Below are 24178 nucleotides of genomic sequence, written 5' to 3' on the forward strand. Positions count from 1 at the left end.
CCGAAAATTCATCTGAACAGGACCTTGTCCGCTGTTACCGGCAAATCGCGTACCCGCACACCGGTAGCATCGTAGATAGCATTGACAACAGCGGCTGCTGCCCCGACGATCCCGATCTCGCCGGCGCCCCGCGATCCCATCGGGTTGACGTGTGCGTCAGTCTCGTCGAGCCAGAAGGCCTCGATGTCTTGCACATCCGCGTTTGTGCTGATGTGGTAGCTCGCCAAGTCGTGAGTCATCACGTGGCCGAACCTGTTGTCCCGGAAGCTTTCCTCGTGCAAAGCCATCGACAATCCCATCGTCATTCCTCCAATGAGCTGTGAGCGAAGCGTTTTTGCATTGATTGCACGTCCGATCGAGAATGCACCGAGCATCCGGGGGATCCTGATCTCGCCGGTCTCGCGATGTACGCGCGCTTCCACGAAATGAGCACCGAATGAATGCATGGAGTAAACGTCCTCGTCCGGATTCTCCGGCGTCTCAGTTGTCGTCTCCACGCCAGCAAGGGGAGTGGCGCTGTGTTCCGCGCGGAACTGACGGGCAGCCGCGACGATAGTAGAGCCCCACGACGAGATACCGGCGGAGCCACCGGCAACTGTGGCGAAAGGGAATGTGGTGTCGCCGATTTGGAGCCGAACTTCCTCTATGTGGCATTCGAGAGCATCGGCGGCGATCTGAGTCAGAGCGGTCCAGGTTCCCGTGCCGATGTCGGCCGCCCCGATCTGAACAGTGTAAATTCGATCGGCTCCGAAGACGATGCGCGCTTTCGAACCGGGGTTCGTCATTGCCGGATAGGTTGCCGCTGCCATGCCGGTACCCACCATCCAGTTGCCGTCCGGACTGAGACCACCACGCACCGGACGTCGTCCATCACGCCGACTCCGATCTTTCCACCCGAATCTCTCCGCGCCTGCGTACATACAGTCGATCAAATTCCGCCCTGACCAAGGTTTTCCGCTCTCCGGATCCACTTCGGGTTCGTTCCGAACACGAAGTTCGATCGGGTCGAGGCCACAAGCTACGGCAAGCTCGTCCATCGCTACCTCGACCGCATACATACCCGGCGTCTCGCCCGGGGCACGCATCCAGAACGGGACTGCAACATCGAGGGCTGCAACCCGGTGCGAGGTAGAGCGATTAGGTGTGGCGTACATGATCCGGGTGGCAACAGCAGTCTGTTCCGCGTATTCCTTGATCTTCGACGTTTGCTCGATTACGTCGTGGGACATCGCCGTCAGAAGACCGTGGGTGTTCGCACCGAGGCGCAGGTGCTGAATGGTGGATGTGCGGTATCCGACGATCGCGAACATCTGCTGCCGCGTGAGCGCGAACTTGACAGGTCGCCCAGCCGTCCTACGGGCAGCAAGAATCGCTAATACGTTGTGCGCGTGAGGTGATCCCTTCGAACCGAACCCTCCGCCGACATGTGGCGCCACGACTCGCATCTGCTCGAGTTCGAGCCCGAACATGGGCGCCAGGGTCTCACGAACGACATGAACGCCCTGAGTAGAGTCGTACAGGGTGACGCACGCCCGCCCACCCTTGGCGTCGTCCTCCCAGATTGCAATGCAGGCGTGCGGTTCCATCGGATTGTTGTGTTCGAGTGGAGTGGTGTAGGTCTGATCTATCGTCACATCCGCAGCCACGAATGCCGACTCGACATCGCCGTCGGTCGTGTCGGCCGCGAATCCGTTGACGTCCTCCGGGGCGTAGAGGTCGTCGCGATCGGCTCGTAGCTCGGAATCATGAGGGAGTTCGTCGTACTCGACTTGTACCAACCCGGCTGCATGACGGGCTGTCTCGGGTGTTTCGGCAATCACAGCACCGATGAATTGTCCGCGAAAGTGGACGGCTGGGTCCTGGAGTACGGACAGCTCTCGGTCTTCGGTGTCCGCCAAGCGTGGGGTATCGAAAACGGTGATCACGGCGACGACACCCTGAAGTGCCTCTGCCAGTTCCGTTTTCATGCTGACGACGCGGCCAAGCGCAACCGTCGCCTGGACGGCGTGCAGGTAGGTGGGATTCTCCACGGGATGTTCGAACGCGTAGAGCGCCGTCCCCGTGACCTTCGCGGACCCGTCGAGACGCTCCATCGGATTTCCCAGGTAGCCCGGTTCGATCATCCTCATCACGTCGGCCCTCCGGTGGTGAGTGACCTCAGCACCGAAACCATGACGCCGCGTGTCAGGGGAATCTTGAAAGCATTGCCTGACTGTGGGTTCGCGTTCGCCAACTCGGCATCTGCGGCTTGCACGAACACTTCCTCTGTAGGCGGGGATCCCAGCAAGACCTCTTCCGCCTTGTACGCGCGCCAGGGGCGGTGCGCCACGCCTCCGATGGCGATTCGGGCGCCCGCGACAATACCGTTTTCGAGTTCGATCTCAGCGGCAACCGAAACCAGAGCGAAAGCGAAGGAGGCGCGATCGCGTGTCTTGACGTACGTCGACAGCGCCGCCGGTGCAGGCGCGGGCAGCTCCACTGCAACGATCAACTGGTCGGGTTTCAGAACTGTGTCATGTTCCGGTGAATCTCCAGGGAGACGGTAGAATTCGTTGACAGGAACGTTGTGCTCGCCACGGCGGTCCCTTACGACGACCACGGCGTCCAACGCAGCCAGCGCGACCGCCATGTCGGACGGGTGCACGGCGATGCATTTGTCGGAAGCCCCCAGGATTGCGTGGTAGCGCACGTAGCCGCCGACGGCGGAGCAACCAGATCCGGGTTCCCGCTTGTTGCACGGAGTTGTCACGTCCTGGAAGTAGACGCAGCGGGTAGCTTGCATCAGATTGCCGGCTGTTGTCGCGGCATTGCGAAGCTGCCCTGAAGCTCCGGCCAGGAGAGCGCGAGCAAGCACCGCGTATCGGCGGCGGATGACGGGGTGGGCTGCGAGATCGCTGTTTCGAACTGTCGCGCCGATGCGGACTCCTCCATCCGGAAGCATCTCCACTCCGGCGAGGGGCAGCCGACTTACATCGATCACCATGCGCGGGTTGGTCACGCCGAGTTTCATACGGTCGACCAGATTCGTACCGCCTCCGAGAAAGGCGGCGCCGGGGTTTTCAGTCACCAGGGTCAACGCGCCGTCGACGTCCTCGGCGCGTCGGTACTCGAACGGCATCACGACTGCACTACCTGTCGAATCGCTGCGACGACGTTGCCGTACGCAGCACAGCGACAGAGATTCCCGCTCATGCGTTCTCGAATCTCGGCGTCGTCCAGATCCGGGTCAGCATCGAGGTCCTCCGTGACATGACTGGGGTGCCCGGCCTTCACCTCGTCGAGCATCCCCACTGCCGAGCACACCTGCCCCGGGGTGCAGTACCCGCACTGGAGCGCATCCTGGTCGAGAAAGGCTTGTTGTACGGCATGCAGACCGTCGTGGCCCGCCAAACCGTTTGCCGTGGTGATCTGTGCGCCGTCCTGTGCCACGGCGAACGTCAAACACGTAACGGCACGCCGCCCGTCGAGGAGGACCGTGCACGATCCGCACTGCCCGTGGTCACAACCCTTCTTCGGGGACGTCACGCCGAGGCGATCCCGCAGCGCGTCGAGCAGAGTGGTTCGAGTATCGACCGTCAGGGTGCGGCTGCTGCCGTCTACCATCAACGTGATCTCGGCATCGATTCGCGAAGACTCCATGACGAGCACCTACCCAGCTCCGGATTACTCAAACGGGTAGCGCCACGATCTAACGAGGCGGCGTTTGCAAGATCGCGACTAGATCGCACTCGTACACACCGCCGCTACAGCGACCTCACCCGCTTCGGCAGTATCGCGGTCTCCCCCATCTGGGACATGTGCTACTTCGTCAGATTGGGGAGGTGGGTTCGATCGGCGGTGGGGACTGACCACGCGGGCCCGCCCCGCCCCTCCAGGAGGGGCCGATCGTTAGATTCTTTTCTTCGAAATGTCGGAGTGAGGGCGGGTTACCGGCTCATGCTCCGCGTCCGATCTGCAGATTGAGCCAGTCCGAGATCCACTGGATCGCGTTGCGGCCAGCGTTGTCGACGACGAGAGAGTTGTAGTTCTGGTGTGTCCCGGAGGCGAAGAAGGACGCTGCGTCGAGCCCCTCCCCTATTAAGGATGCAAGGTCGTTGGCGCCTTGTGCACTGGCCATGGCGGTCAACGAATTAGCCAGTGCTGAGAGTTCCAGATTCTGTGTCTGAGCGGAATCGGTGGTCGCGGCCGTCGAGGCCTGCTTGCCGAGCAATGTCGGATCAGTCTTCGTAGCTTTGCCGGCGAGCATGTTGACCGCGACCGTGGCGAGTTCGAGTCCGACTGGGACGAGTCCGGTCATGGCGGCTCCGGCCCCGAGCGGGTCGGAGAGCTGTCCTGGCGGTGGGAGCAGCTTCTCGACTGCGGCCCAAGCGATTTCCTGCACCCGGCCGACGAGGTTTGCCAGGTTGTTGATGTCGACTCCTCCCAGGATCGACGCGACGAGCGCCGCGACCTTTGAGTAGCCGGACGGATCCGGGATTGCCGACAGAATCTGTGAGACCCATTTCAGATCGATACCCGCGGCCATCTTCACCAATGGGGAGAACTGGTTGTTCAGATCCCCTGCGACCTTGTGGGCACCGTGGGCGTCGAGCGCGGCGACCTTCTGCGGGAGAAGGTTGAGGTTTGTCAGGATCGCAGGCATATCCAGGGAGGTGAGGCCGGTGGCGACGTTGAGCATTTGGTTGACGACGACGGTGGGTTTGAGTAAGGAGAGGACTCCGGAGGCAGATCCGAGGACGTCACTCGGTGTCGCCAGGAGCGGCGCGATCTGGCGGTCGAGGGTGCCGGCGGCGGCCGAGAGGGAGGTCAGGTCCGGAGATGAGGCAGGCAACGTCGTGGAGCCCTTGCTGGCGAGCGTGCTCGCGGTGTTGGCGATCGTGGTCACTGTCGAGAGCGCACCGCTGAGATCGGATTCGCCGGCCTTGTCCAGAACCTGGCTGGCATTGTTTTCGGCTGTCCTGGCGGGAGCTGCAGCGAGTTGCCCGTTCGCCGCAGGATTGGCGGCACCGGAGCCCAGTAGGTCGGCGAGTGGGCTGATGGTGTTCGCCAGAGTTGTCGCGCTGGAGGCGACCTTCTCGAGGTCGACTGTGCCGTCCGTCGTCGACAGTTCACTGGTCAGATTGCCAGTGGCTGTGGCGAGGCCGGGAAGGTCGGCTTGGGAGAAATCCGACGCCAGAGCGGTGGCCAGGTGTGAATTGCCGTCTACCTGGCCGTCAACTCCAGCACTCGGTGCTCTGGTGAGCACTGAACCCAGCGATCCGAGCAGCGGACTCGAACCTTTTTGGATCGAGCAGTAGAGGTCTTTCGGATCGCAGATCGACGCGACCCGGCCCGACAGCTTCCCCATGCCCTGCGGCCGCGGATCGGCGATCCCCGTCCCTGACGGCTTCGGGCCGATGACTGCTTCACCGTTCGTTCCGGAACCGGGATCGGCGAGAAGCCCGACCGCGAGTACGTGCTCTGCCTTGATGGGGCCGGAGCCGTTGCCGATTTCAGAGGCAAGATCACCTGCGATGTCCGCACCCTGGGAATAGCCGGTGATCGTGAATTTGGTGTCGGAACATTTCGCTGCGATCTCGGAGATCACGTCCTTCGCCCTCGTCAAACCATCAGATTTGCTGTCTGCGTAGGTTTTTCCGTTGTCGAATGCTCGGGCCATGTATGGCAGAGTGTAGATCTGCGCCGCGCTACCGTGCTTGTCCGTGATGCTATGGGCGATCGGTTTGAGCATACCGACCGGGATCGAGGGATCGGCGTCTTCTGCGGTTTCCCAGGTCCCGGGAATGAACAGGTTGAAAGTCTTCGAGCATCCGTTCGGTTGGGCGGACGCGATGCCCGGCGACATCAAAGCGATGGAGGCTGCGACGACTGGTGCCGTCATCAGCATGCAGACCGGACGGTGGATGGTCGAACCTAGGGACTGCATGAGAACCTTTCTCTACCAGGGGACACGATCTACCTGTCCGCGCGCGGACTGGCTTGAAGCGCCCGATTTCAGGTGAGGGCCGTCATGGTGCTGGACGGACCGACTCCGATCAACGCGCCCTGTGAAGAACTCAGCTGCGCGAGGGTCGGTGATCCCGTGTCTAGTGCGCATCCTCTCGCCCGAGTCGCCGCTCCTGCGAGCTGAGGTGTCAATTGGGGGCATGTCCGGTGAGCGTTCCGGGAGCGCTGGGTGGAGATCGACAGGTGATGTGCCGGCTGAACTGCTGCCAACGGACCGTCCCAGCTTCTCGGTCATGGCGAGTCGCAGGTTCGACTAGCCCGTATCTGCGCCACCCGAATCGTCAACACCGAACTGCTCAGCCTCTATTGGGGCATAGGGAACGCAATCGTGCAGCGTCAGGAAGCCGAGGGCTGGGGTTCAAAGGTGATCGACAGGCTCGCCGTCGATCTTTGATCAGCGTTTCCCGACATGCGTGGGTTGTCGCGGACCAGTCTGAAGTACATGCGGCAGATGGCGAGCATCTGGGGCCGCGATGCAATTGGCCAACAACCTGTTGGCAAATTGCCGTGGGGTCATGTGACGGTATTGCTCGACAAACTCGATAGCCGATCCGACCGCGACTGGTATGCATCGGCCGCTGCTGAACACGGGTGGTCGCGCAATGTGCTGCAAAATCAGATCAACAGCGGTTTACGGCGCAGGATCGGTGCGGCACCGTCGAATTTTCAGGACCATCGTCCGTCCGAGGATTCCGATCTCGCTCAACAGTTGGTGTGTGACCCGTACGTCTTCGATTTTCTCGATATCACCGAACGTGTCGCGGAGCGGAAACTGGAGTCCGCACTGATACGTCGACTGGAGCAGTTCTCCTCGAACTGGGACACGGGTTCGCTTTTGTCGGGCGCCAGTACCATTTCGAGGTCGGTGATCAGGATTTCTATATGGACTTGTTGTTCTTCAACTGGGTGCAAGCGAGGTTCGTTGTCGTCGAGTTGAAGGTAGGCAGGTTTGAGCCGGAGTATGTCGGGAAGCTCGGGTTCTATGTTTCGTGGATCGACGACAACCTCCGCGACAAGGACATCCACGCCCCGACTGTGGGGATCTTGCTCTGCGCGGGCTGCAACGACAACGTCGTCCGGTATTCGCTTGCCGGGACAACTGCACCCCTCGCCGTAGCCGACTACACCTATGAGACTCTCCCCTCCCAGGTTCGCGCTCTCGTTCCTGCCGACGACGAGATCGCGGCAGCTGTGGAAGCCACTGTCTCCGAACTCGACTCCCATCTGCCTGCCAAACCGGACAACTCCGGATGAGGGGCGCGATTCGATTCCGAACCTGGCCGACGTATCCAGTGGTGCCAAGAGATCGCTACCGGTGTTTCGCACGAGGGTCTGCGAATGCGATGCCTGGTCCTGCCCGGTGCGTCGAGGGGCAGGGCAGACAGTTCTATGTCCAGTCGATGTGGACGGATTCGATGGAATCGAAGTGGAATCCGAAAGTGTCGCCGTACTGGTCGAATCCCTTGTTCTCGGGGTAGTCCATCGTGGCGTGACGTTCGAGGATGGCAACCACCCGGGCATGATCGTCGTTGGCCAAGGCCATGGCGAGTTCTCGTGTTTCGTCGAGACTGAAGGGGCTGTCGGAGTTCGCGAAGTCGAGGGTACGCACTCGGTAGTCGTAGCCCTCTTCGGAGCCGTTGCGGACCGACACTCCCCCGCGGACTCGGATGGTGGCTTTTTTGGGTTGTCCGTCGGGTCGCAGGACGCCGGCGCGGTCCATGATGTCGCGAGCTTTGACGTTCTTGAGCTTCTTTTTCGCATCGGCGCGCAGTTCGTTGGTTTCGCCGGAACGGTAGCGAGAGACCGCTGATCGTGAACGGCCGATTTTCTTTGCGACAGCGTCGATTCCGCCGAGGCGTTCGATGGCGGCTCGCCGTTGTGCACGTTCGGTGACGTCGGGGTGTGGGATTCGTCCTTGCTGCGCCCAGCGGCGCAGTGTTCGGTCAGAGGGTGGCTTTCTTCCGGCGTCGACAGCTGCTTGCCGTAGGCCTTCTTTGCCGATTTCGGTACGGAGCTGGCGTACGGAGACTTTGCTGGTGAGTCCGGCCAATCCCCCACTTTTGACCGATTTAGATTTTTCGATACCGCTGGTCGCTGCTGTCGAGACGGATACGTTGAGTCCGTCTAAGCCGACGGTCTTCTGTGCGGGTTTGGTTGATCGCGGTTTCGGAAGATGCAGGGCCACTATATGTTTCCTTCATCTTCGTCGGTGAACGCAGCTTTGAGTGCGAGGTTGATCTCGTGGGTGTCGCGTGCGTCGGTCAGCATGACGGTTATGTTTTCGGTGAGCGGGGCGCTCTTTTCCAGAGTCATTTTCCCGAGTGCGTCACTCTCGTCTGCGATGTCGATGCCCGGGGGCAGGGGGTAGACCCAGGAGTCGGTGACGGTGCGCAGTGGCCAACGCCCGGTTTCGCGTGCGATGCGCATCGCGACGCGGCGGCCTCGCCAGCGGCAGTGTGCGATGATCGCTGCTCGCCAGAGCGGTTGGTGGTGGTGTTGCATTTGTTTGGCGGTCCACATGTCGGGGTTGACCATTCGGCCGATGTAGCCCTTGTAGCAGGCGCCGATGAACCGTTTCATTGCTGTGTCGCCTGTGTCGACGGCAACTTTGCGGGCTTCTCTCAAGATTTTCGCCCACTTGTCGAGGGCTCGACCCTGTTCGGGGTAGACCCATGCTTCTGCGATGTCGAGGTCGTCGAGTTCTGCGCCGATTCCGCCATCGGCGATGGACGTTTGAAGTGCATCGAGGCTGACGGTGGTGATCCAGGTCTGCACAGGTTGGTCGGCGAGCATGTGTGGGTGAGGCAACGGTAGAGCGGGTGGGAGCGCCAGCATGTCACCCGGCGGGAGGGTTACACGCCAGAGCCCGAACGGGGTTTTCGATTGCCGCGCAGCGTCGAGCGCGTTCTCGCCGCGAAGATGTCGAGGTTTTCCGTAGCCGAATTCGAGCATGCCAGCGGAAGCGAGGTACGCAGCTCGTTGGTCTATCGATACCAGTTGTTTTGCGTCGGAAAGTTCTTCGAGGTCCGGGATGCGGGTCCATCCGACTGCAGGTTCGAGATCTCCGCGGGGTTCGCCGTCCAGCGGTGGGACCGGTCCACCGACAGTGACGACGATTCCTTTACCGCTGCGGGTGCGGTCGCGTTTGATCTTGTCGACGATGGCGGCGCCGGTGCGTGCTGGGGTGGGGCCGGGTAGCACGCCGAGGTGTTGTGCGCACCAGGCGAGTCGGCGTCCCAGTTCCTGCGCAGCGGGGAGGTCGTCGTCAGGGAGGTAGGTTCCGGCGGTGGGTGATCCGAGGATCCCCATGTCCCCCACGCGATTGCCCCATCCGAAGTCTTTGTTCCAGTAGGTCCACACGTAGGGTTCGATGAAAATGTCGACCATGGATGTGAAGTTCCCGGTGGTGCGGGAGAGGTGAACGACGTGGCCGGGTTCCCCGCGGAGTTCCCATCCTGCGGTCAGCATTGGGGTCAGCGTGGCATGGAGGATCGCGGTGAGTTCTTCGGCAGCGCGGGTGCGGAGGATTTCCATGTCGTCGACGTCGTCTTCGCTGCCTGGGTCGATGATCCATCCGAGCATTTCGCAGGCTTCGATTCCGACTATCCAGATCTGTGCCGGCGCGCCCAGCGGGGTGAGCGTTGCCCATCTGATGAGTTTGTCGAGTTTTTCGATGGAATCGACTGGGCCGGTGAGCGTGTGGCCAGATGGTGCGTAGGTCCCAGCTGCCGTGACAATGACGGCGTGACCGTCTGCCGCCTCGCTGGCGGGAGGAAGGGCGGCCGGTTCGGTTGCGTCGAGTTCTGACGCCTGGGTGGGTTCCGTTTCCATTTCGTTGGAGCGCTCATCCGGAGGGGCGACGATGTCGTCGGTCCAGGGGTGCTCCGCAACCCCGGAATCCGTTTCGAGACAAGCGGTGTCGTCAACGTCGAACAGAGAAGGCTGATCGGGTTCGGGAACTTCGTCCGAACGAGTAGCGGATTCTGGTGGCTCGAGCTCGAATAGCGTGAACTGCTCCCCTTTCTTCAGCGCCATGTTTCATCCTTTCCGTTCACTGTCGTCATCATTCGAGATCGAAGGCGGCGCGCACGGCTATGGACAGTGATTCCTCTTGCGCTGGAAGAAGATAACCGATGATGTTGCCGAGTGCACTGACTGGAATGGTGGTGATGTGGTCGCAACTGACCACCGCGTCGGCGGATAGTCCGTTAGCGACGCTGACGGACACCTCAGTGGACAGTCCTCGGATCTCGCCGGTGATGGGCGCTACCGTGACGGTCCCGAGGTGTGGACGGACCATCTCTCGGGTGAGTACGAGGACCGGCCGAACTGTGTCGAGCTTGGCTTCGTGAATTGGTCGCATCAGGTCGAGCCTGTTGGCTGTCGATTCACGGCGTGGTGAGCGAGGGGGCTCAAATCATGTTCGGATGTTGCGGCCGAGAGGATCTCCGCGTCTCGTGCGGCTATCTGACGGCGACGCTCCCGTTCGAGAGCGCGCAACACTAGTGAGGCTCGCGAGGTGGCGCGATGTTCCCTGACTTCGTCGTCGAGAAATTCCACGATCTCGTCCGGTAGTCGTACCGCGATCTGCGTGCTCATATGCTGATGGTACCGAAGTGGGATTCGTTTTGGTACCACCATCGCTTGCGAGTTCTGGAACCGATCATTTCAACGGGAGGCAAGGGCCGATGAAGTACTCAGCGCCCCGACGCGGCACATCTTGCCACGCACACGGTTTCCGCTGTCTTCATCGGTCGATCTCTATCTGGTGTTCTTCAGTCTCAGTGACGGTCCCATCGATGGTTACGTCTCCACGTCGGTACTGCTCGGATCGCTGAAATATTCGCCATGGGACAAAGCACTTCGGGGATTCGGCTCTCGATGTCAGGCACTTTGTCACTCCTCTCGACGACGCGACTGCCTCGCTACCGTCGAGGAATGAGCAGTACACCGTGCACACGGTTGGCGACGTCACCGCGAGGATTGAGTCCGGTTCCTCTCCCCTGCTCACGACCTCGCCAGCGCGCGGACTACGCATCTGAAATCAAATACGCGTTCACTAAGTCGTCGATGCGTGAAGTGAAATCTCCAGAGTCGCCAAGTACCTGTATGACTTGAACTGCGCCGATAAATCCCGCGCACAGATTCGCGGCCAGGCGCTCGGCGGCAGAGGCGGGAAGCTGTCCGTCTGCGATCGCAGTATCGACGAGTCGGCTGACGAGTTCCACCCACTCACGGAACGCGGGTGGGGCAGTATCGAGACCTGCTTCTGTGGTGAGCCTGAGGCCGGCTCGGGCCAGAGCATCGTCGGTTATAAGCGCCGCTGAACCGTTGAAGAATGCAGCCAACTTCTCGATCGCTGGTCTTGCTGATTCGTCGGTTGATTGTCGGATTCCGCCGAGCGCGGTCAACCAGTCGTTGATGAGTTCTCGCGCGATCGTTTCCTTGGAGTCGAAGTGGAAGTACACGGCTCCTTTCGTGGAGGCAGCCTCCGCAACGATGTCGTTCATGGAGGTAGCGGCGTACCCATCGATCGAGAATGAGCGTGCAGCTGCCTTGAGGATCTTGGCCTTCGTCTCGTGCGCTCGCTGTTGTCGGGGTCGCTGGCGCGGTTCGGGCGGAACGATCACGTGGTGTCGGTCGTCTGGGTCGGTCAATGCGGGTTCCTTACCTGCAGTCTGTGGGGACTCTGCTGTGGTCAACCCCTCCATGATGATGCAATTCCTGGCGCTCTGGAACCTTGGCGTTGGCGGGTTGCGGCGCTGCTCACGTTGTAGTGACGAGTTGGTCGGCGAAGTGAACATCGGAGGCTCGCATGTCGATGAGCGGCGGGTTGTCGAAGCCAGCCGCTCGGGCCGCTGTATCGAACTTTTCGTATCGGCGCCACGAGGTCGATGTTGCAACGGGAGGGTTGGACGTCTGGGCGATCAGCTCCCAGGTGAGAGTCGGGTCTGCAAGCTTGCGTCGTGCGGTGTCCTTGACAGCGTCGGGCAGGTCCGATGTGGCAATGAACCATTCGAGTTCGGCGTGCTCCGCCGCCTTTGCGTTCGACGGTTCCGGGTCCACTGAGGACCTCGTTTGTTCGGAGGGGCTCGGGTGCGGAGCGCTTTCCTGCGCGTCATGCGTTTCTGCGACGCCTAAAGAATGCTGGGCTCCTACGGCTGTTTCGTTGCGCATGAGGACGCTTTCCGTAGCAACCGTACCCACACCTGCGGCAGCATTGTCGATCTCGATCTTGTAGTCGGAATATGCAATACCCGTTGCTTTGATCAGGATTCCCAGACCGTGCGTGAAGGCGAGTACGAGCACCGGCGGAATGACCGCGATCATGGCAGCAACGGCCGGGTCGAGAGGTGTGTAGCCGATACTCTGACCTGCCGCGACGGCCTGTTGCGCAACTGTTGCGGAGTGGAACGCATGGTAGGCGTTCCCGAGGATGCTGATCGCGACCACCGCAACAGCAACAGCAACGTAGAAGTACTTGTCGCGTCGATGCATCTTCAGTTTGCTCAGAATGACGATGGCGACGGTGGATCCGAAGATTGCACTGTCAACGATGACGGGAAAGATCCATGCGAGGTTTTCGGGGATGGTTCCTTGGCGCGCGAGGTCCCGTTGGACTGCGAAGGAGAGGACAAATGCGCCTGCGGTGATCCCGGTTGCGATGAAAATCGCGATGAGAAGTGCGGCGATCAGTGCTCCAAGCTGGATCCGCGCTGCGCGCAGACTAAAATCACCCATGATCGGGTTTTCCTTCCTACAAGGGGTGTTCTCGGTCTGGAGTCCCGCTGGTTGCCGCCGGCGGGACTCCTCCTGGTTTCGGAAAACTTTCTCTGGTGGGAACTCCTTGCGTTTCGTCGGCGTTGCGTGCGGTGACGGTTGACAGCGATTTCTGGCGGTCGTATCCGAGAGTCGACTGATGCTTTTTGCGTCGCACTCAAAGCACGTCGGCGATGTCGTTCCAGCTGCGTGCCTGTTGATCTCAGAGGGACGTGGGGTGGTCTGCAATTTTGCGTGACTGCAGCGGATTGTTCACGCAATTTGCTGCAGGCTTTGCGCTGCCAAGGCTTCTAAGTTCTACAGAACGGACCGTCAGCAGACGAGAGGGACATGGCATAGCGCGCGCACAGCAAGGACTTCCCGCCCCGGCGGTTCTTCTCCCGCCCGCCCCCGACAGCCGTTCTCAATATCGAGGTCCTTGGAATGTTCCCCACATATGCCTACTCGGTTGTCGTGCCAGGCACCTCTAATTAGGTCTTCCAGCCGAAGCACAAGATGTTCCCGCCCAAGGGCCGAACTCCACAATCAGGAATTAAGACAACTCATCATGCGTGCACGCAGTGCACGCCATGCACGCGATCCTCTTATAGTCCCCTGGCCTTCAAGTATTCGTCCAGCGCGGCCTCGGTCATCGATGCCTCGCTGATTTCGCGATCGCCAGTCTCGTACCGCAATTTGTCGACGCCACGCCGGAGGCGATCCTTGGTCGAAGGTTTGATGCGCGTGTTGTGGGTCATCGACAACTTCTCCTCCTCATCTTTGCGGGCACTGAGATCCGCTGAAGGCGATGGTGGCGTAGCTGCAGGTGCCGCAGGGGTCGCGTCTCCCCTGGGCGGACGTTCCGGGATGAGTTCAGCCGGATGTGTCTTACGAATTGCAGGTTCCCGCTTCACGCTCATGCCGGGGCTCCGATCACGATGGGCAACTCAGCGAGCAAGTCACTGTAGGCAAGTTGCAGCGTCAATGCTTTCCCACCCTTGAACTGGTGAATCGGAGTGCGATTCGAGTGCGCGTCCTGGCGGGCCGCGAGTTCCGGGATCGATGTCTTGGCGACGAGTGAGCCGTAGGTCTCCCGTAGCTCACTCTCTCTGAACTCATGTTCGCCGGTGGATCGTTTACGACTGATCACGATCTTGTCGAATTCCAGCTTCGGGTTCGCCCGTTTGCGAACGGTGTCGATTGTCTCTTCGAGCTTCTGAACGCCACCGACACTGTCGATTGTGGGTTCAGTGATCGCGACAACGCCATCTGCTGCAATAAGAACCGCGAACAGCACCTTGCCCATATTGGGAGGGCAGTCGAAAAGCACAGCGTCATAAGGAGAAAGGTCGAGCCCTTCGAACGCAACGTCTAGGCGAAACACCAGGTCATTCGACCCATCCGACTCGATTTTGCCGAGCTCTTCGTCTGCGGGAATGAGGTCGACGCCATCCCATGGGGTGGCAATGATCGCCTCGGCTGCAATGCCTTCCCTGGTCTGGTTCATGAGGTGGTAGGCCGTCATCATGCCCTCTTCGAGAGTGACGCCGAGGCCGCCGGTCGTATTGCCCTGTTGGTCCATGTCGACGACAAGTACTTTTCCGCCGACCGCGGTGATGGCGCTGGCAAGCCCGAGAGTGGAGGCCGTCTTGCCTACGCCACCCTTCTGGTTGCCGAGTGCGATTTTGCGTGGCTGCATTGCGGACCTTTCATCGAGGGCGGTGACACTTGCTAGGCGTGCATTGCGTGTAAACCACGCGCTGCATGCAATATGTGCATTGCTTGCTGTGTGCGCAATCCACGCTGCACGTGGGATGCATGCAGACTGTGCGTTACGAGCAATCCAAGCATTGCATGCTAAGTCTGCACCGCTCGCGAAACACGCACATCGTGCATTACGTGCGCACGTAGCATAACACGCATGCCATGCGTGACATACAAGCCACGCACCCTGTGCGTGTCATGCACCAGTTGCATCAATTGCACTCCTTGCGTTCATTGCGCGCCATGCCCACCACGCGTTCGTTGCAACCCGTGCATGTCGTGCTCGCTACGCTATCCATGCGTTTCTAGCATGTGTTGCGCGCTTTGCATACGATGCATCCCTCGCACTCCAAGCATCCATTACATGCAACGCACGGCACGCTTTGCACGCAGCGCTCGCGATGCTAACTCCGCACGCACGCGGTGCTTTGCATGCTATCCACGCAGCGCACGCAACGCATGCACCACGCGTTATGTGAAGTAGGCACGCATGCCATGCAGCGCTAGCCGAACACGCCTTGCGTGCATTGGACGTCTTTCACTTCTGCATGCAACGCTCGCAGTGCATGCATTGCGTGAACACGCAAAATAGCAGGTCAATGCACTCACTGGCATCGAACGTATCGAAACATCACCCGCGCGCGACACACATTGTTGCGAAAACTCGGCGACAGAGAGCAACTTGGCTGCCACGATTACCAGATAGCGCGACGTTCCAGACACCGAATCGAAATGTGCGACAGTCCGTCTCCGTCAGATTTTCGCGGAAGTCGAGGGGACGCTATTGGGCAGCCAACTAACTAAAGGCGAATATATCGGAATCGGCAATCTCCGATGTGCGCGCAGAACAAATTGCTCAACCGTCGCGAGCGTTCTTGCCCAGCCATCCGCCAATGCATCGCCCTTGCAAGGATGGAAGGAACGGGCCAAACTCGCGAGGCAGGTAAGACAGCCTGCCAATTCAGGAACTTTCTGATGTCCGCGCCGCGGGCATGTCAATGGAAGCCTGTACCCCGCTGAAGGCCAGAACATATTTCATTCCATCAGGGTCCGAACATCGAGGCCAGAAGCACTCACATGAACCGCACGGATCGTGCAGTGAGACATGCATGGGCCGAACAACCGCACTGATCGAGGGGGAGGGGCCCAATTCTATTGAGAGATACAGCCGATTCACTGCAAGTCGGCGTGGTCATCTAACTCACGAAAAAACATTGCGCAATCATCTCAGGACACAACGGGGCCCGCGGTGAAACGAAATTTCTGCGCGAAAGGTAGGTCGCGGTGTGAACCCTGAGGTGTAAGGGGAAGGGACGTGTCGAGATCCGGATCAGTCGTAGTTCGGCCGAGGTCGAATGACCGAAGCGAGTCCGAGCAGACGTTAACTTTACGTCACAGTGACGAAATTAGGATGGGCGACGGGGTAGGGAAAATCCGTTTCGTCAGGCTTGATTTCGCCGCTTTGCGAGCAGAACTTTCTGATGGGTGGGCACATTTCGAATACAGCGACGCATGAATCGCAACGCCGAAACACACGCACTTCTCAACCGAGTGGGGGAGGGGGTGGAGACAGCTTCCCCTCTACAAGTATCCCGTGCACGATGCCGACGCTGCCGTGTCGACGGCCAAGAACGACGCAAGATGGCCCACCGTTTCACGCAACAGCGCTGCCATACATGCAATGCATGCCTTGCAACGCACGCATTGCATGTATGGCATGCGCGACCAGGATGCCTCGCAAAGCATGCGTCACACGCAGTGATCGCACCATGCCCTTCTGCACAAAAAGCCGTTTACCTGCGCAAATAAAGATGCTCAGTCAGGTACATGTCTCGGAGAGATATGACCGATAGACGATTCGAATACCTACGCGCGCGTCTGCATTTGAGGAAACGGCAGTCGGTTGAACCTCTTCTCGAATGTTGAACCCGTACCAACGCCGCGTTCTTCAAGCGCAAAGAAGTGGACCGTCAGCCCGCCATTGTCTGGTTCGGGCAGGGTCAGTTCTCCGAAAATGGCTGTGAGCTACGCGTATTAGATCAAAATGTTGACCTTCTGGATCTTTGTGTCTCGATCAACCTCGCCATGAGTATTTAGACCCCGTGGCGATCAGAGTGCCGTGCCACGGACCGCCACACTTCTCGGCAACGCTTGTCGATCATCGTGAAGCGTGTTTTTCGGACGCGTATTGCTTGGCCGGATTTGGGCCAGTAAAGCCTCAATGCTGCTGCTTGCATGTCAGGTGTGCCCGAATGCTGGCTAGGATCTTGGCGCGGTGCTCCGGGTTCGCTGCCATTTTCGTACGCTGAACATGTGAGCTTTCAAGTAATTCTTGTTCCCTCTTTCGCGCCAGGTCGGCCGATTTACGCTGTTCACTGGGTGATTCTCCGGTCCAGTCGATCCCATCGAGCCTGCGTCTGAGATATGCCAACGGTGAGATCAGACTTGATCTTGTTGGCCAGATCCACCCCCGATCTGCTGTGTCTCGGGAAAGGGTCTGTGCAATGTCACGTCCTGTCCATCGCGTCGTATCGATCTTGACATCGCGGAGAAGATCACAGATTGCCCCGATATGTCCGGGCGGACTGAGAGCCGGCGCATGGATGACGAGTTCGGCTGCAGTCCTCTGAAGTGCCAGAGGCCGGGGTGTGATCCGAGAAGTGTTTCGTTTTTTCGTTGTGAGCTGGGCTCGCGCGTGCGCGCGTTGGTGAGTTCTTCCTAACGGAAGAACTTCGAAAGATAAAAAACCAACACTAGATAGGGTGTCAGTTCCTATCGGCCCTGGTCGGCTGCTGTGGGGCTGATCGACGCGATTGACGTCGGGCCTCAGAGAGTTGCGAGCTCTGTGGCGGGTTGCTCTTTCAGAGGCGCGAGACGGTCGCGTCTTGGAGAGTTTGCGCTGAGGTGTCGTTGCCACGATTGTTCGAGGGGATGACAGTGACCATGTCGATGCTGCGCGGTGCTGTTGACCCCCGTGATGTGCTTCAGCAGCCAGAAATTCCAGGGTTTTGAGGTTCCGTCCCCGGACGTGTTCGATGCCCATTCCCAGAGCGATGAGCACTCGCCTGGCGCGGTTGACAGAGGATTCGCTGACTTTGGCGCGGGCAGCGATCGTCGATTTCGCTGCGGAGACCCCGCGGCCGGTGTGGGATTCGGCGAAATGTGCGTGAGCTTGTGCCACTGCGTAAGCCTTGTCGGGCTTGATCAGGTGGCGCGCGCACAGCGCCTTGCCGACCGGGCTGGTGGTGTGATGCCGGAATTGGCGGAGCCATTCCCTGCGTGATGTCCACACTGGAACGCGTGCTTGTTCCGTTGGTTCGACAGGTAGGGACCAAGACCGTCCTCGCTGGTCAGTGGACTCGTTGAGTTGCCGTGTAGCAGAGTCGAGGCGCGCGATACGTGAGAGAGCATCGTCGACTGCCGCTTGCCATTCGTCGACTTCTGTCGATTGAGGGACCGTGGATTGGGTGCCGATGCGCGACACGCCGAAGGTTGGTGATATGGAATGAGTTGGGCTGTATTCAGGGTATGCGCTACCCTGAGACGTACCTGCCATAGGTAAGTCCCTTCCAGGGGATGCAGTACGAGCAGAGAAAGCGCTAACTTTCGAAGCTCACCTCTCGAGAATGTTCGAGAACAGATGTCGGAGAACCTGCCAGTTCTCAGTCGACGTCAAGGACCTGCCAGTCCTTATTTCGCCGCGATGCGGTCCGCTCCCAATCACCCCCTTCGGGGGCCTTTGTGCTTTTCAAGAGGTCTGCGCTGTTTAGTTAGGTATCGGGGCACTTCGTTCGTTGTCGGCTAGGGGCGGCCTCCCTGTCTGCGGATCCGCTGTACGCGCGTTACGGCCGCGGTTGTTCGGGAGGTCTGTTCGATCCGGCGGCCGCACATCGGTACCGCCATGGGTACGGTGCTGGCTTGCTCGGATGGGACATTCGGGACGCAGAAGTGTGATCCGGTCGCCATGAAAGCTGAACTGTGATCTGGACGTGCCAAAAATGACACCGTGAACGCGTCCGCGAGTATGGCGGAATTGCGTTTCTGCGATATCATCGAGTAAGCACCGCCTCTTCCTTTCGAGGTAGTGGTGGTCACCGCCTCTTCCTTCACTGGGTTAGTGGTGGTCAGGGAGCTGGGAAGCTCTCACAACCGCATAAACGGACAGCCCCCGATGCCGCCAAGCCCTGGGGGTTGTTCGCTGTCTAGGGATAGTTCATGCGCCGACCGCAAGTTGCTCGATGCGACGCAGTGATCCAGCTGCCTCGACCTCGAGAAGTCTCAGCTGGTCCGGATGCAGTTTGTCGATGATGTAGTCCGGGATGTCCAGTCCGTGGGTGATGGCCAATATGAGCACGGAGTAATCCCCAGCAGGGATTCCGAGTTCGGCGGCCCGATCCTCGTACACCTTGTGCTGCTTGAGGGGAGCACGAGTCGCGATGTGTCCGCGAGGTCCCTTGTTGTGCTGTGCCATGAGGAAAGACTAGAACCAATCTGTAACTGATACGGGTAGGCGCGCTTGTTCGGTGTGTCGCGTGTGGTTGATGTTGCCATGGAGTTCTGAGGGATTTTGCGGCGGCCCGCCTCACAGCCCGCCGCCGGCCCGACCAGGGAGGGGCTTGACGGACCGCCTCTGACGCTTCGCTGAAGGTGGAGTTTGGGTGCGTTGGCGGTCGGCGGTTCGATGATGGGTCTAGCGTCGGAATCGGGTTGGATTCTTCGGGAGCGGATGGAGATGCTTGGCTCTCGTGCTGTCAGACGCCGGGGAGGTTCATGTGCGACTGAACGCGGGGGAGGGGTTATGTAACCCGCGTGTTGGACGGCGCTTCCGCAGGCTGCTGCCGTGTGTCGTGGAGATGGAGGGAGACGGGGGTCTGTGGAAAGTCGATGGTGCGTCTGCGAGCTCGATGGCTCGGGTCACGTGTCGAGAGGAGCACCTGAAAGATCCGGAAAGGCACCTTAACCTGTCAGCTGCCGAACGTAGGTTTCCAGCGGGGAGGGTTTGTGCCTTCGTGTTCGCCTGGAATCGTGAGGGACTTCGGTTGGGGGAGGTCGATCCGCGTATATTGTCACGTGGAATGCTCTTTGTCGCAGTTGCGCAGAGGATTTCGATCACTGGATTCGAACATTAGAGTCGTGCGTCGTTCGACTTCCGTGAGTACATTGCTCGGATCGACGTATTGACGGTGCGCTGTTCGCGCACTCGAAGGAATGCTTCGCATTCCGTCAACATTCGTTTCTCAGGACTCAAAGGTTCCACAACGCCAACAGTTCGGCCCGAAGACTGAGCGAGCGAACGTAGTGGTTGGACCGCAGTTGTGCGCTGGGGTGCCCGACATCGACGAGATACCTCTCGGTGTCTGCCACAGGAAGCGGTAGCAGGTCGTTGCGAACGCGGAGAAAGAGCTGAGATTGACTGGGAGAATCCGGTATTCGATCCTGGTTGGATATCACGACAGCGGGTGGTAATAACAATTCGTTGTCCGTGGAGACGCGGATGACGACGTCCCCACGTGCCATGCTGCTTGGTTTTCCGAGTCTGAGTGTTTCGAGTCGATATCTCACGCTCGGATTGACCGAAAGATGCTTCGTTGAAGTCTGTTTCACAGGTGCGATGCGCACGGAGGGACGGGTTTCGTGATCGCTGACTTGCCTGATAAATACTCGGTTGGTCGGAGTAAGAGGAAAGTCGTTGTCAAGGTTCTGCATTCGGCCAGTGATGCCGGGTATGGGTACGGCACGCCCGATCGCCCATTCGCGCGCGGCGTTGTCGATGAATATTTGGTCTACAGCAGTGGTTTCGTCGATATTGTTGATGAACGCGCGACTGTCGGCAACCACTTGGGGGTCATCGGAAATGACGACCGCTTCATGGGTGAATGTGGAATTTTCGGAAGCATTCGGCGAGCCGATTACAGCTCGTTGGTTCGTCACGATGACCTTGGCGTGCAGTGTTGACGACGACAGGACGCGAACGCCCTTGCTGAGGTAGTGCGCAAGAACGGCAGGTGAAGTGGCGTGGACGCGGATCGCCGCGGTAGAAGCATTGACGATCAGAAGGTCTCCACTGCGAAGTGGAAGTAGTTCGGGCGCAAGGTGTCCGAGATACGGAACAGCGGCAAAGCGTGGGCCTCGCGTGCGGATTGCGCGCGTGATGTGTGGCCACGGGTTCGGTCCGTGGAAGCTGGTCCCCATAGCCTAGAACGGTAGCGCGAATCGGGCCCGATTTCTGGCGCCTGCGTGAAGCTGCCGTTGTCCTGCGTCGTCTCCGGAGCAAAAGAAACTGCCGGATATCTGTGATCTGTCGTGGAGGTCGAAGAATGTTGTAGCGATCAACCCTGCCGGATCAGACGGCGTTAAACCCCAGTGCGGCTACAGCGCTGTCGATTCGGCATGCGATTTCGATACGGGACGGTGGCAGTGATGGCGCCGGACGGGTGGGAAGGGTCTGCTGCTTGTTCGAGCAGCGCCCCGCACAGTGCACCGGCAAATTTACCGCGGTACGCGATCCCGCAGGGGTGAGGGCGGGCGTGGTGGATCGTGCGGGCCCATGCCTGGGGGGGTAGGCCTGAGATCGTAGGCGCTCGCCGTGTGAATATCGGGTGGCTGATGTAGTATCGATGGCGAACCGGATCAGTGCTCGAAAAGTGAATGCGCAGAAAACTTCTCGGCATTCTAGTGTAGGTCGGGCGACGTGGTCTTCATGAACTGATGGACCCGTGCCTCGTGACGGGGAAGTCGGGCGTGTTGGGTTGCAGTGGAGGTTCGTCTACCACTCTTTGGCAGCCTCTTGTCGCGAGTTCAGGTGAGGTGGCGGCGCGGATGCGTCAGCGTGGCTTCGGCGCCCCATCAGATAACAGGCGGTAGGGCCGGCGTGATGGTTGTGAGCGCAACGTAGGACATTGCACTCACTGGAGTCGTTGTGGGGAACAAGATTCCGTTGAGATAGATCCATGAGGTTGCGACGGCACCGGCGATCAGTGCTGCGATTGTCACGGTGGTGGCTGAGCGCTCGCGGAAGAGGAGCATCACGGCCCCGACGCTGGGCTTTCGGGCGGGGTCAGCGCGGATAACCACTGGCTACGGTGCGTGCAAGGATACCGAGCGTGGCTTTGAGAGATCCTTCGGCGATGACGGGAAAGATTCCTGCTTGCCGCCAGGTGGGACCGATATCAGACCAGTCGTAGTACGAGGTCACGAGGGAACTGTGGCCGTCGTCGGCCGGCTCGATCCGATATCCGTAGACGTGCCCGATCGGAGGTCGGACAGTTCCGAGGATGGTCCATGCTATTTCGCGTTGGGGAACAAAGGTTTTGATCGTCACTGTGACGTCGTACTGTCCCATGGGTAGGTCGCCCAGAGCTTCGCGATCCATGTGGACGACGAATTCGTCGCCGGTCGCGGTCACGAGTTCGGGTAGAGATCACACCCGCCTGAACTTCTTTCGACTGACGGTTCACCCCAAAGGTATTCGACAGAACGGCGCATCACCTGTCATCACGCACAATGCTCGGCAAGGCCTCTGCGCTCGTCGGGCAGCAGCCGCATTGACCATCGCTGCATCCAGGATTGCAGCAGCGTCCACCACGATCAGCCCCGCCACAGCCACTCCGGTGACGGCCACCAGCAGTGGGCTCAGTTTCGTGACAACTGGCGGTCTCGAGTTGTACTGCACCAGCGTCAGCGGAACCGGAATCACCCCTGCAGCGCCCGGTAACGTAAACTCCGGAACGGGCGGCATCAGCATCAACATCGCGAGCGTGGGACTGTCCGGATGTGACCTCGAAGGTGTGCCGGCAACGATGACCACGTCGGGTTCCTGGGCTCTGAACGTCAACGCAGACAGTGGATCACCGATGGGAAGTATCAAAATCCCCAACGGTGGAGCTCATGTAGTCGCTGGTGGCTGCGTCATCGACGTCACCGCCAGCACTGCCGGCCCCGTGCCCTACAGGAACAACACATACCGTCACCGCCAACAACACCGGAACGGTGAACTTCACCTCCAACGGGGGAAGCGCATCATGCCCGGCAGCAGGGGCCGGAACAGCGAAGATGACCGGGGCGCTCAAGTTCAACTCCGCGCCCGGCATCACCGTCACTCCCTGACTCGGAATGTAGTTGCGCCACAGCCACACCCGCGCTAAGAGAACTACATGCGGGTGTGGCTGTGGCGTACTGTTCGCGTAACCGTCCCCTCGGCACCGGTCGCTGCCTGAGCAGGAAGATTCACAGAACACATGATCGTTTGGTCGAGGACCCGCCCGATCTCTCGTAGTGTTTCGCCGCAGCAGTGAAAATCCCAGATCACCTTCTAGTGCTTCACCGAGAACCTCAGTGGCTTACTGCCCATCCACGGTCATGCATCATCTCACCAGTAGTGATGAGCTGACCCTGTTGAGATTAAGATCGACGGCGAGATCGTCGCACTCGGACCCGACGGTGTCCCGTCCTTCTCCCGATTGCAACGCCGGATGCACGTACTCAAACCCACCACCCAACTTCGCAACGACGCCCTGACCACCTACTACGTCTTCGGCGTCCTCGACATCGACGGAACATCGACAGCCGACCTTCCCTACCTCGAACGCCGCGAAGCGCTCGCCAACCTCAGCCTCGAACACCCGCGCATCAAACTCCCACCCCACTGGCTCAACGTCGACGAACCGACCATGCTCCAGGTCGCCCGCAAACACCACCTCGAAGGCATCGTCGCCAAAAGCGTCACCTCGACCTACCAACCCGGAAAACGGTCCCCGAGCTGGCTGAAAACACCACTCCGCGCCAACACCGAAGGAATCATCTGCGGATTCGTCCCCGGATCCGGCAACGCCGCCGGCGGCATCGGATCACTGATCCTCGGCGCCCACGATGACTCCAGATCGCTCATCTACATCGGAAACGACGGAACCGGCTTTTCTTCCAGACTCTCGGCAAATGGCCGCTTGAAGCGGGGCATTATGTACAAGAACGCAGGTATGGACGTCGCTGTAGGGTGACTTCGTCGAGTTGTTTACGGTGACGAATGAGGTGCACAACCATGGGATTCTCGGTCGAGCGGTTTGACCATATCGTGATCAACTGTCGTGACGTCGATGCCACAGCCTGGTGGTACGCGACAGTACTCGGAATGACGATCGAGCGATTCGGCCCCACGGCGCGCACTGCGGTGAAGTTCGGAAATCAGAAGATCAATTTGAGGCCTCTCGGAACGGTGGAGCAAGACCCGGGCTGGACCACAGGTGCCGTCGAGGCGGCGGGTTCCGAGGATTTGTGCTTCGTCACGTCGGCTTCGCCGGATGCTGTCAGCGCGCACCTGGAGAGCTGTGGGGTGGAGGTGCTCGACGGGCCCGTGACCAAGCTAGGTGCCCTCGGAGAGATGGTGTCGCACTATTGTCGGGATCTGGATGGCAATCTCATTGAGATTGCCGTCTATCCGAATTGAGCACGCCGAGAATGGCTTACCGTCGTGGCAACACGATCCGATGCAGTCTCAGTCGCGGTCGCGTATTTCGCAGCAAGCAAGTGATGCACACAGCCTGCGACGAATCCTCGGTCTCCCGACGGAGTTGACGAAGCGGCCGACACCGAAAGGTGTCCAGCGGCTTCACCGGGTCGGTGCCCGTCTTGAGCCTCTCGGCAAGTGGCCGCT

At 59.8% G+C, this 24178-nt stretch carries 20 protein-coding genes and 2 pseudogenes; 5 read left to right on the forward strand and 17 right to left on the reverse strand.

Annotated features, from left to right (window positions below; genetic code table 11):
* Positions 1 to 8: 8 nt before the first annotated feature.
* From PCS43_RS20570 to PCS43_RS20585, 4 genes are all read right to left on the reverse strand, one after another.
* The gene (locus PCS43_RS20570) at positions 9 to 2129 is read right to left on the reverse strand and encodes a xanthine dehydrogenase family protein molybdopterin-binding subunit (protein WP_064073735.1); all 2121 of its coding nucleotides are present in this window, start codon (positions 2127 to 2129) and stop codon (positions 9 to 11) included.
* On the reverse strand, positions 2129 to 3121 hold the full coding sequence (locus PCS43_RS20575; RefSeq protein WP_082893107.1) for an FAD binding domain-containing protein: 993 nt from the start codon (positions 3119 to 3121) through the stop codon (positions 2129 to 2131). The genes PCS43_RS20570 and PCS43_RS20575 overlap by 1 nt, the downstream gene beginning before the upstream one ends.
* Positions 3118 to 3639 carry a 2Fe-2S iron-sulfur cluster-binding protein gene (locus tag PCS43_RS20580; RefSeq protein ID WP_197486145.1) on the reverse strand — a complete coding sequence of 174 codons (522 nt, stop codon included), beginning with the start codon at positions 3637 to 3639 and terminating at the stop codon, positions 3118 to 3120. Before PCS43_RS20580 ends, PCS43_RS20575 begins: the two co-directional genes overlap by 4 nt.
* A 295-nt stretch (positions 3640 to 3934) precedes the next feature.
* Positions 3935 to 5926 carry a cutinase family protein gene (locus tag PCS43_RS20585; protein WP_064073733.1) on the reverse strand — a complete coding sequence of 664 codons (1992 nt, stop codon included), beginning with the start codon at positions 5924 to 5926 and terminating at the stop codon, positions 3935 to 3937.
* Positions 5927 to 6146: 220 nt separating this feature from the next.
* Between PCS43_RS20585 and PCS43_RS33370 the strand changes: the two are divergent.
* Positions 6147 to 7260, forward strand: a pseudogene (locus tag PCS43_RS33370) (PDDEXK nuclease domain-containing protein).
* A 133-nt stretch (positions 7261 to 7393) separates the two neighbouring features.
* On the opposite strand, the gene PCS43_RS20600 reads toward PCS43_RS33370, so the two are convergent.
* The 8 genes from PCS43_RS20600 to PCS43_RS20635 form a co-directional block, all read right to left on the reverse strand.
* Positions 7394 to 8191 (reverse strand): hypothetical protein, encoded by a 798-nt coding sequence (locus PCS43_RS20600; RefSeq protein ID WP_064073732.1) that lies wholly within the window; start codon positions 8189 to 8191, stop codon positions 7394 to 7396.
* Positions 8191 to 10041, reverse strand: coding sequence for a hypothetical protein (locus PCS43_RS20605; protein WP_064073731.1), 1851 nt, complete (start codon positions 10039 to 10041; stop codon positions 8191 to 8193). The genes PCS43_RS20600 and PCS43_RS20605 overlap by 1 nt, the downstream gene beginning before the upstream one ends.
* Before the next feature lie 28 nt (positions 10042 to 10069).
* Positions 10070 to 10369 carry a type II toxin-antitoxin system PemK/MazF family toxin gene (locus tag PCS43_RS20610; RefSeq protein WP_007733685.1) on the reverse strand — a complete coding sequence of 100 codons (300 nt, stop codon included), beginning with the start codon at positions 10367 to 10369 and terminating at the stop codon, positions 10070 to 10072.
* Positions 10369 to 10605: a YlcI/YnfO family protein gene (locus PCS43_RS20615; RefSeq protein ID WP_064073730.1), complete on the reverse strand. Its 237-nt coding sequence runs from the start codon at positions 10603 to 10605 to the stop codon at positions 10369 to 10371. Before PCS43_RS20615 ends, PCS43_RS20610 begins: the two co-directional genes overlap by 1 nt.
* A 431-nt stretch (positions 10606 to 11036) precedes the next feature.
* Positions 11037 to 11663, reverse strand: coding sequence for a TetR/AcrR family transcriptional regulator (locus tag PCS43_RS20620; protein WP_248671245.1), 627 nt, complete (start codon positions 11661 to 11663; stop codon positions 11037 to 11039).
* Positions 11664 to 11772: 109 nt separating this feature from the next.
* Positions 11773 to 12747: a DUF2637 domain-containing protein gene (locus PCS43_RS20625; RefSeq protein ID WP_064073729.1), complete on the reverse strand. Its 975-nt coding sequence runs from the start codon at positions 12745 to 12747 to the stop codon at positions 11773 to 11775.
* Between the two features lie 623 nt (positions 12748 to 13370).
* The gene (locus tag PCS43_RS20630; RefSeq protein WP_007733689.1) at positions 13371 to 13523 is read right to left on the reverse strand and encodes a hypothetical protein; all 153 of its coding nucleotides are present in this window, start codon (positions 13521 to 13523) and stop codon (positions 13371 to 13373) included.
* Positions 13524 to 13681: 158 nt separating this feature from the next.
* A complete protein-coding gene (locus PCS43_RS20635; protein ID WP_007733691.1) occupies positions 13682 to 14464 on the reverse strand; it encodes a ParA family protein in 783 nt (260 codons plus the stop codon).
* Between the two features lie 3100 nt (positions 14465 to 17564).
* Between PCS43_RS20635 and PCS43_RS20640 the strand changes: the two genes are divergently transcribed.
* Positions 17565 to 17699 (forward strand): hypothetical protein, encoded by a 135-nt coding sequence (locus tag PCS43_RS20640; protein ID WP_256670376.1) that lies wholly within the window; start codon positions 17565 to 17567, stop codon positions 17697 to 17699.
* Positions 17700 to 18742: 1043 nt separating this feature from the next.
* Here PCS43_RS20640 and PCS43_RS20645 read toward each other — a convergent pair.
* The 5 genes and pseudogenes from PCS43_RS20645 to PCS43_RS20665 all read right to left on the reverse strand — a co-directional run bounded on the left by PCS43_RS20645 (position 18743) and on the right by PCS43_RS20665 (position 22405).
* Entirely contained in the window at positions 18743 to 19000 is a 258-nt protein-coding gene (locus PCS43_RS20645) for a hypothetical protein (RefSeq protein ID WP_007733695.1), read from the reverse strand.
* 773 nt (positions 19001 to 19773) lie between these two features.
* On the reverse strand, positions 19774 to 20721 hold the full coding sequence (locus PCS43_RS20650; protein ID WP_064075461.1) for a phospholipase D family protein: 948 nt from the start codon (positions 20719 to 20721) through the stop codon (positions 19774 to 19776).
* A gap of 654 nt (positions 20722 to 21375) precedes the next feature.
* Positions 21376 to 21558, reverse strand: a complete 183-nt coding sequence (locus tag PCS43_RS20655) for a hypothetical protein (RefSeq protein ID WP_156525090.1) — start codon at positions 21556 to 21558, stop codon at positions 21376 to 21378.
* Between the two features lie 28 nt (positions 21559 to 21586).
* A pseudogene (locus PCS43_RS20660) lies at positions 21587 to 21934 on the reverse strand (polyketide cyclase); the annotation flags it as partial.
* A 48-nt stretch (positions 21935 to 21982) separates the two neighbouring features.
* Positions 21983 to 22405, reverse strand: coding sequence for a hypothetical protein (locus tag PCS43_RS20665; RefSeq protein ID WP_231915204.1), 423 nt, complete (start codon positions 22403 to 22405; stop codon positions 21983 to 21985).
* A 23-nt stretch (positions 22406 to 22428) separates the two neighbouring features.
* Here PCS43_RS20665 and PCS43_RS20670 point away from each other — a divergent pair, with 23 nt between their 5' ends.
* From PCS43_RS20670 to PCS43_RS20680, 3 genes are all read left to right on the forward strand, one after another.
* On the forward strand, positions 22429 to 22635 hold the full coding sequence (locus PCS43_RS20670; RefSeq protein WP_231915203.1) for a hypothetical protein: 207 nt from the start codon (positions 22429 to 22431) through the stop codon (positions 22633 to 22635).
* Between the two features lie 299 nt (positions 22636 to 22934).
* Positions 22935 to 23525: an ATP-dependent DNA ligase gene (locus PCS43_RS20675; RefSeq protein ID WP_269454964.1), complete on the forward strand. Its 591-nt coding sequence runs from the start codon at positions 22935 to 22937 to the stop codon at positions 23523 to 23525.
* A 41-nt stretch (positions 23526 to 23566) separates the two neighbouring features.
* A complete protein-coding gene (locus PCS43_RS20680) occupies positions 23567 to 23971 on the forward strand; it encodes a VOC family protein (RefSeq protein ID WP_021343310.1) in 405 nt (134 codons plus the stop codon).
* Positions 23972 to 24178 lie beyond the last annotated feature (207 nt).

The sequence above is a fragment of the Rhodococcus sp. C-2 genome (assembly GCF_027854095.1).
Lineage (GTDB): Bacteria > Actinomycetota > Actinomycetes > Mycobacteriales > Mycobacteriaceae > Rhodococcus_F > Rhodococcus_F qingshengii.

Bases quoted from the DNA above. Each gene is read 5' to 3' on its own strand.
- PCS43_RS20645 (WP_007733695.1), bottom strand. From the start codon at position 19,000: ATGGCACAGCACAACAAGGGACCTCGCGGACACATCGCGACTCGTGCT.
- PCS43_RS20580 (WP_197486145.1), bottom strand. From the start codon at position 3,639: ATGGAGTCTTCGCGAATCGATGCCGAGATCACGTTGATGGTAGACGGC.
- PCS43_RS20635 (WP_007733691.1), bottom strand. From the start codon at position 14,464: ATGCAGCCACGCAAAATCGCACTCGGCAACCAGAAGGGTGGCGTAGGC.
- PCS43_RS20680 (WP_021343310.1), top strand. From the start codon at position 23,567: ATGGGATTCTCGGTCGAGCGGTTTGACCATATCGTGATCAACTGTCGT.
- PCS43_RS20640 (WP_256670376.1), top strand. From the start codon at position 17,565: ATGCCCATTCCCAGAGCGATGAGCACTCGCCTGGCGCGGTTGACAGAG.
- PCS43_RS20610 (WP_007733685.1), bottom strand. From the start codon at position 10,369: ATGCGACCAATTCACGAAGCCAAGCTCGACACAGTTCGGCCGGTCCTC.
- PCS43_RS20615 (WP_064073730.1), bottom strand. From the start codon at position 10,605: ATGAGCACGCAGATCGCGGTACGACTACCGGACGAGATCGTGGAATTT.
- PCS43_RS20625 (WP_064073729.1), bottom strand. From the start codon at position 12,747: ATGGGTGATTTTAGTCTGCGCGCAGCGCGGATCCAGCTTGGAGCACTG.
- PCS43_RS20585 (WP_064073733.1), bottom strand. From the start codon at position 5,926: ATGCAGTCCCTAGGTTCGACCATCCACCGTCCGGTCTGCATGCTGATG.
- PCS43_RS20570 (WP_064073735.1), bottom strand. From the start codon at position 2,129: ATGAGGATGATCGAACCGGGCTACCTGGGAAATCCGATGGAGCGTCTC.
- PCS43_RS20605 (WP_064073731.1), bottom strand. From the start codon at position 10,041: ATGGCGCTGAAGAAAGGGGAGCAGTTCACGCTATTCGAGCTCGAGCCA.
- PCS43_RS20630 (WP_007733689.1), bottom strand. From the start codon at position 13,523: ATGACCCACAACACGCGCATCAAACCTTCGACCAAGGATCGCCTCCGG.
- PCS43_RS20650 (WP_064075461.1), bottom strand. From the start codon at position 20,721: ATGGGGACCAGCTTCCACGGACCGAACCCGTGGCCACACATCACGCGC.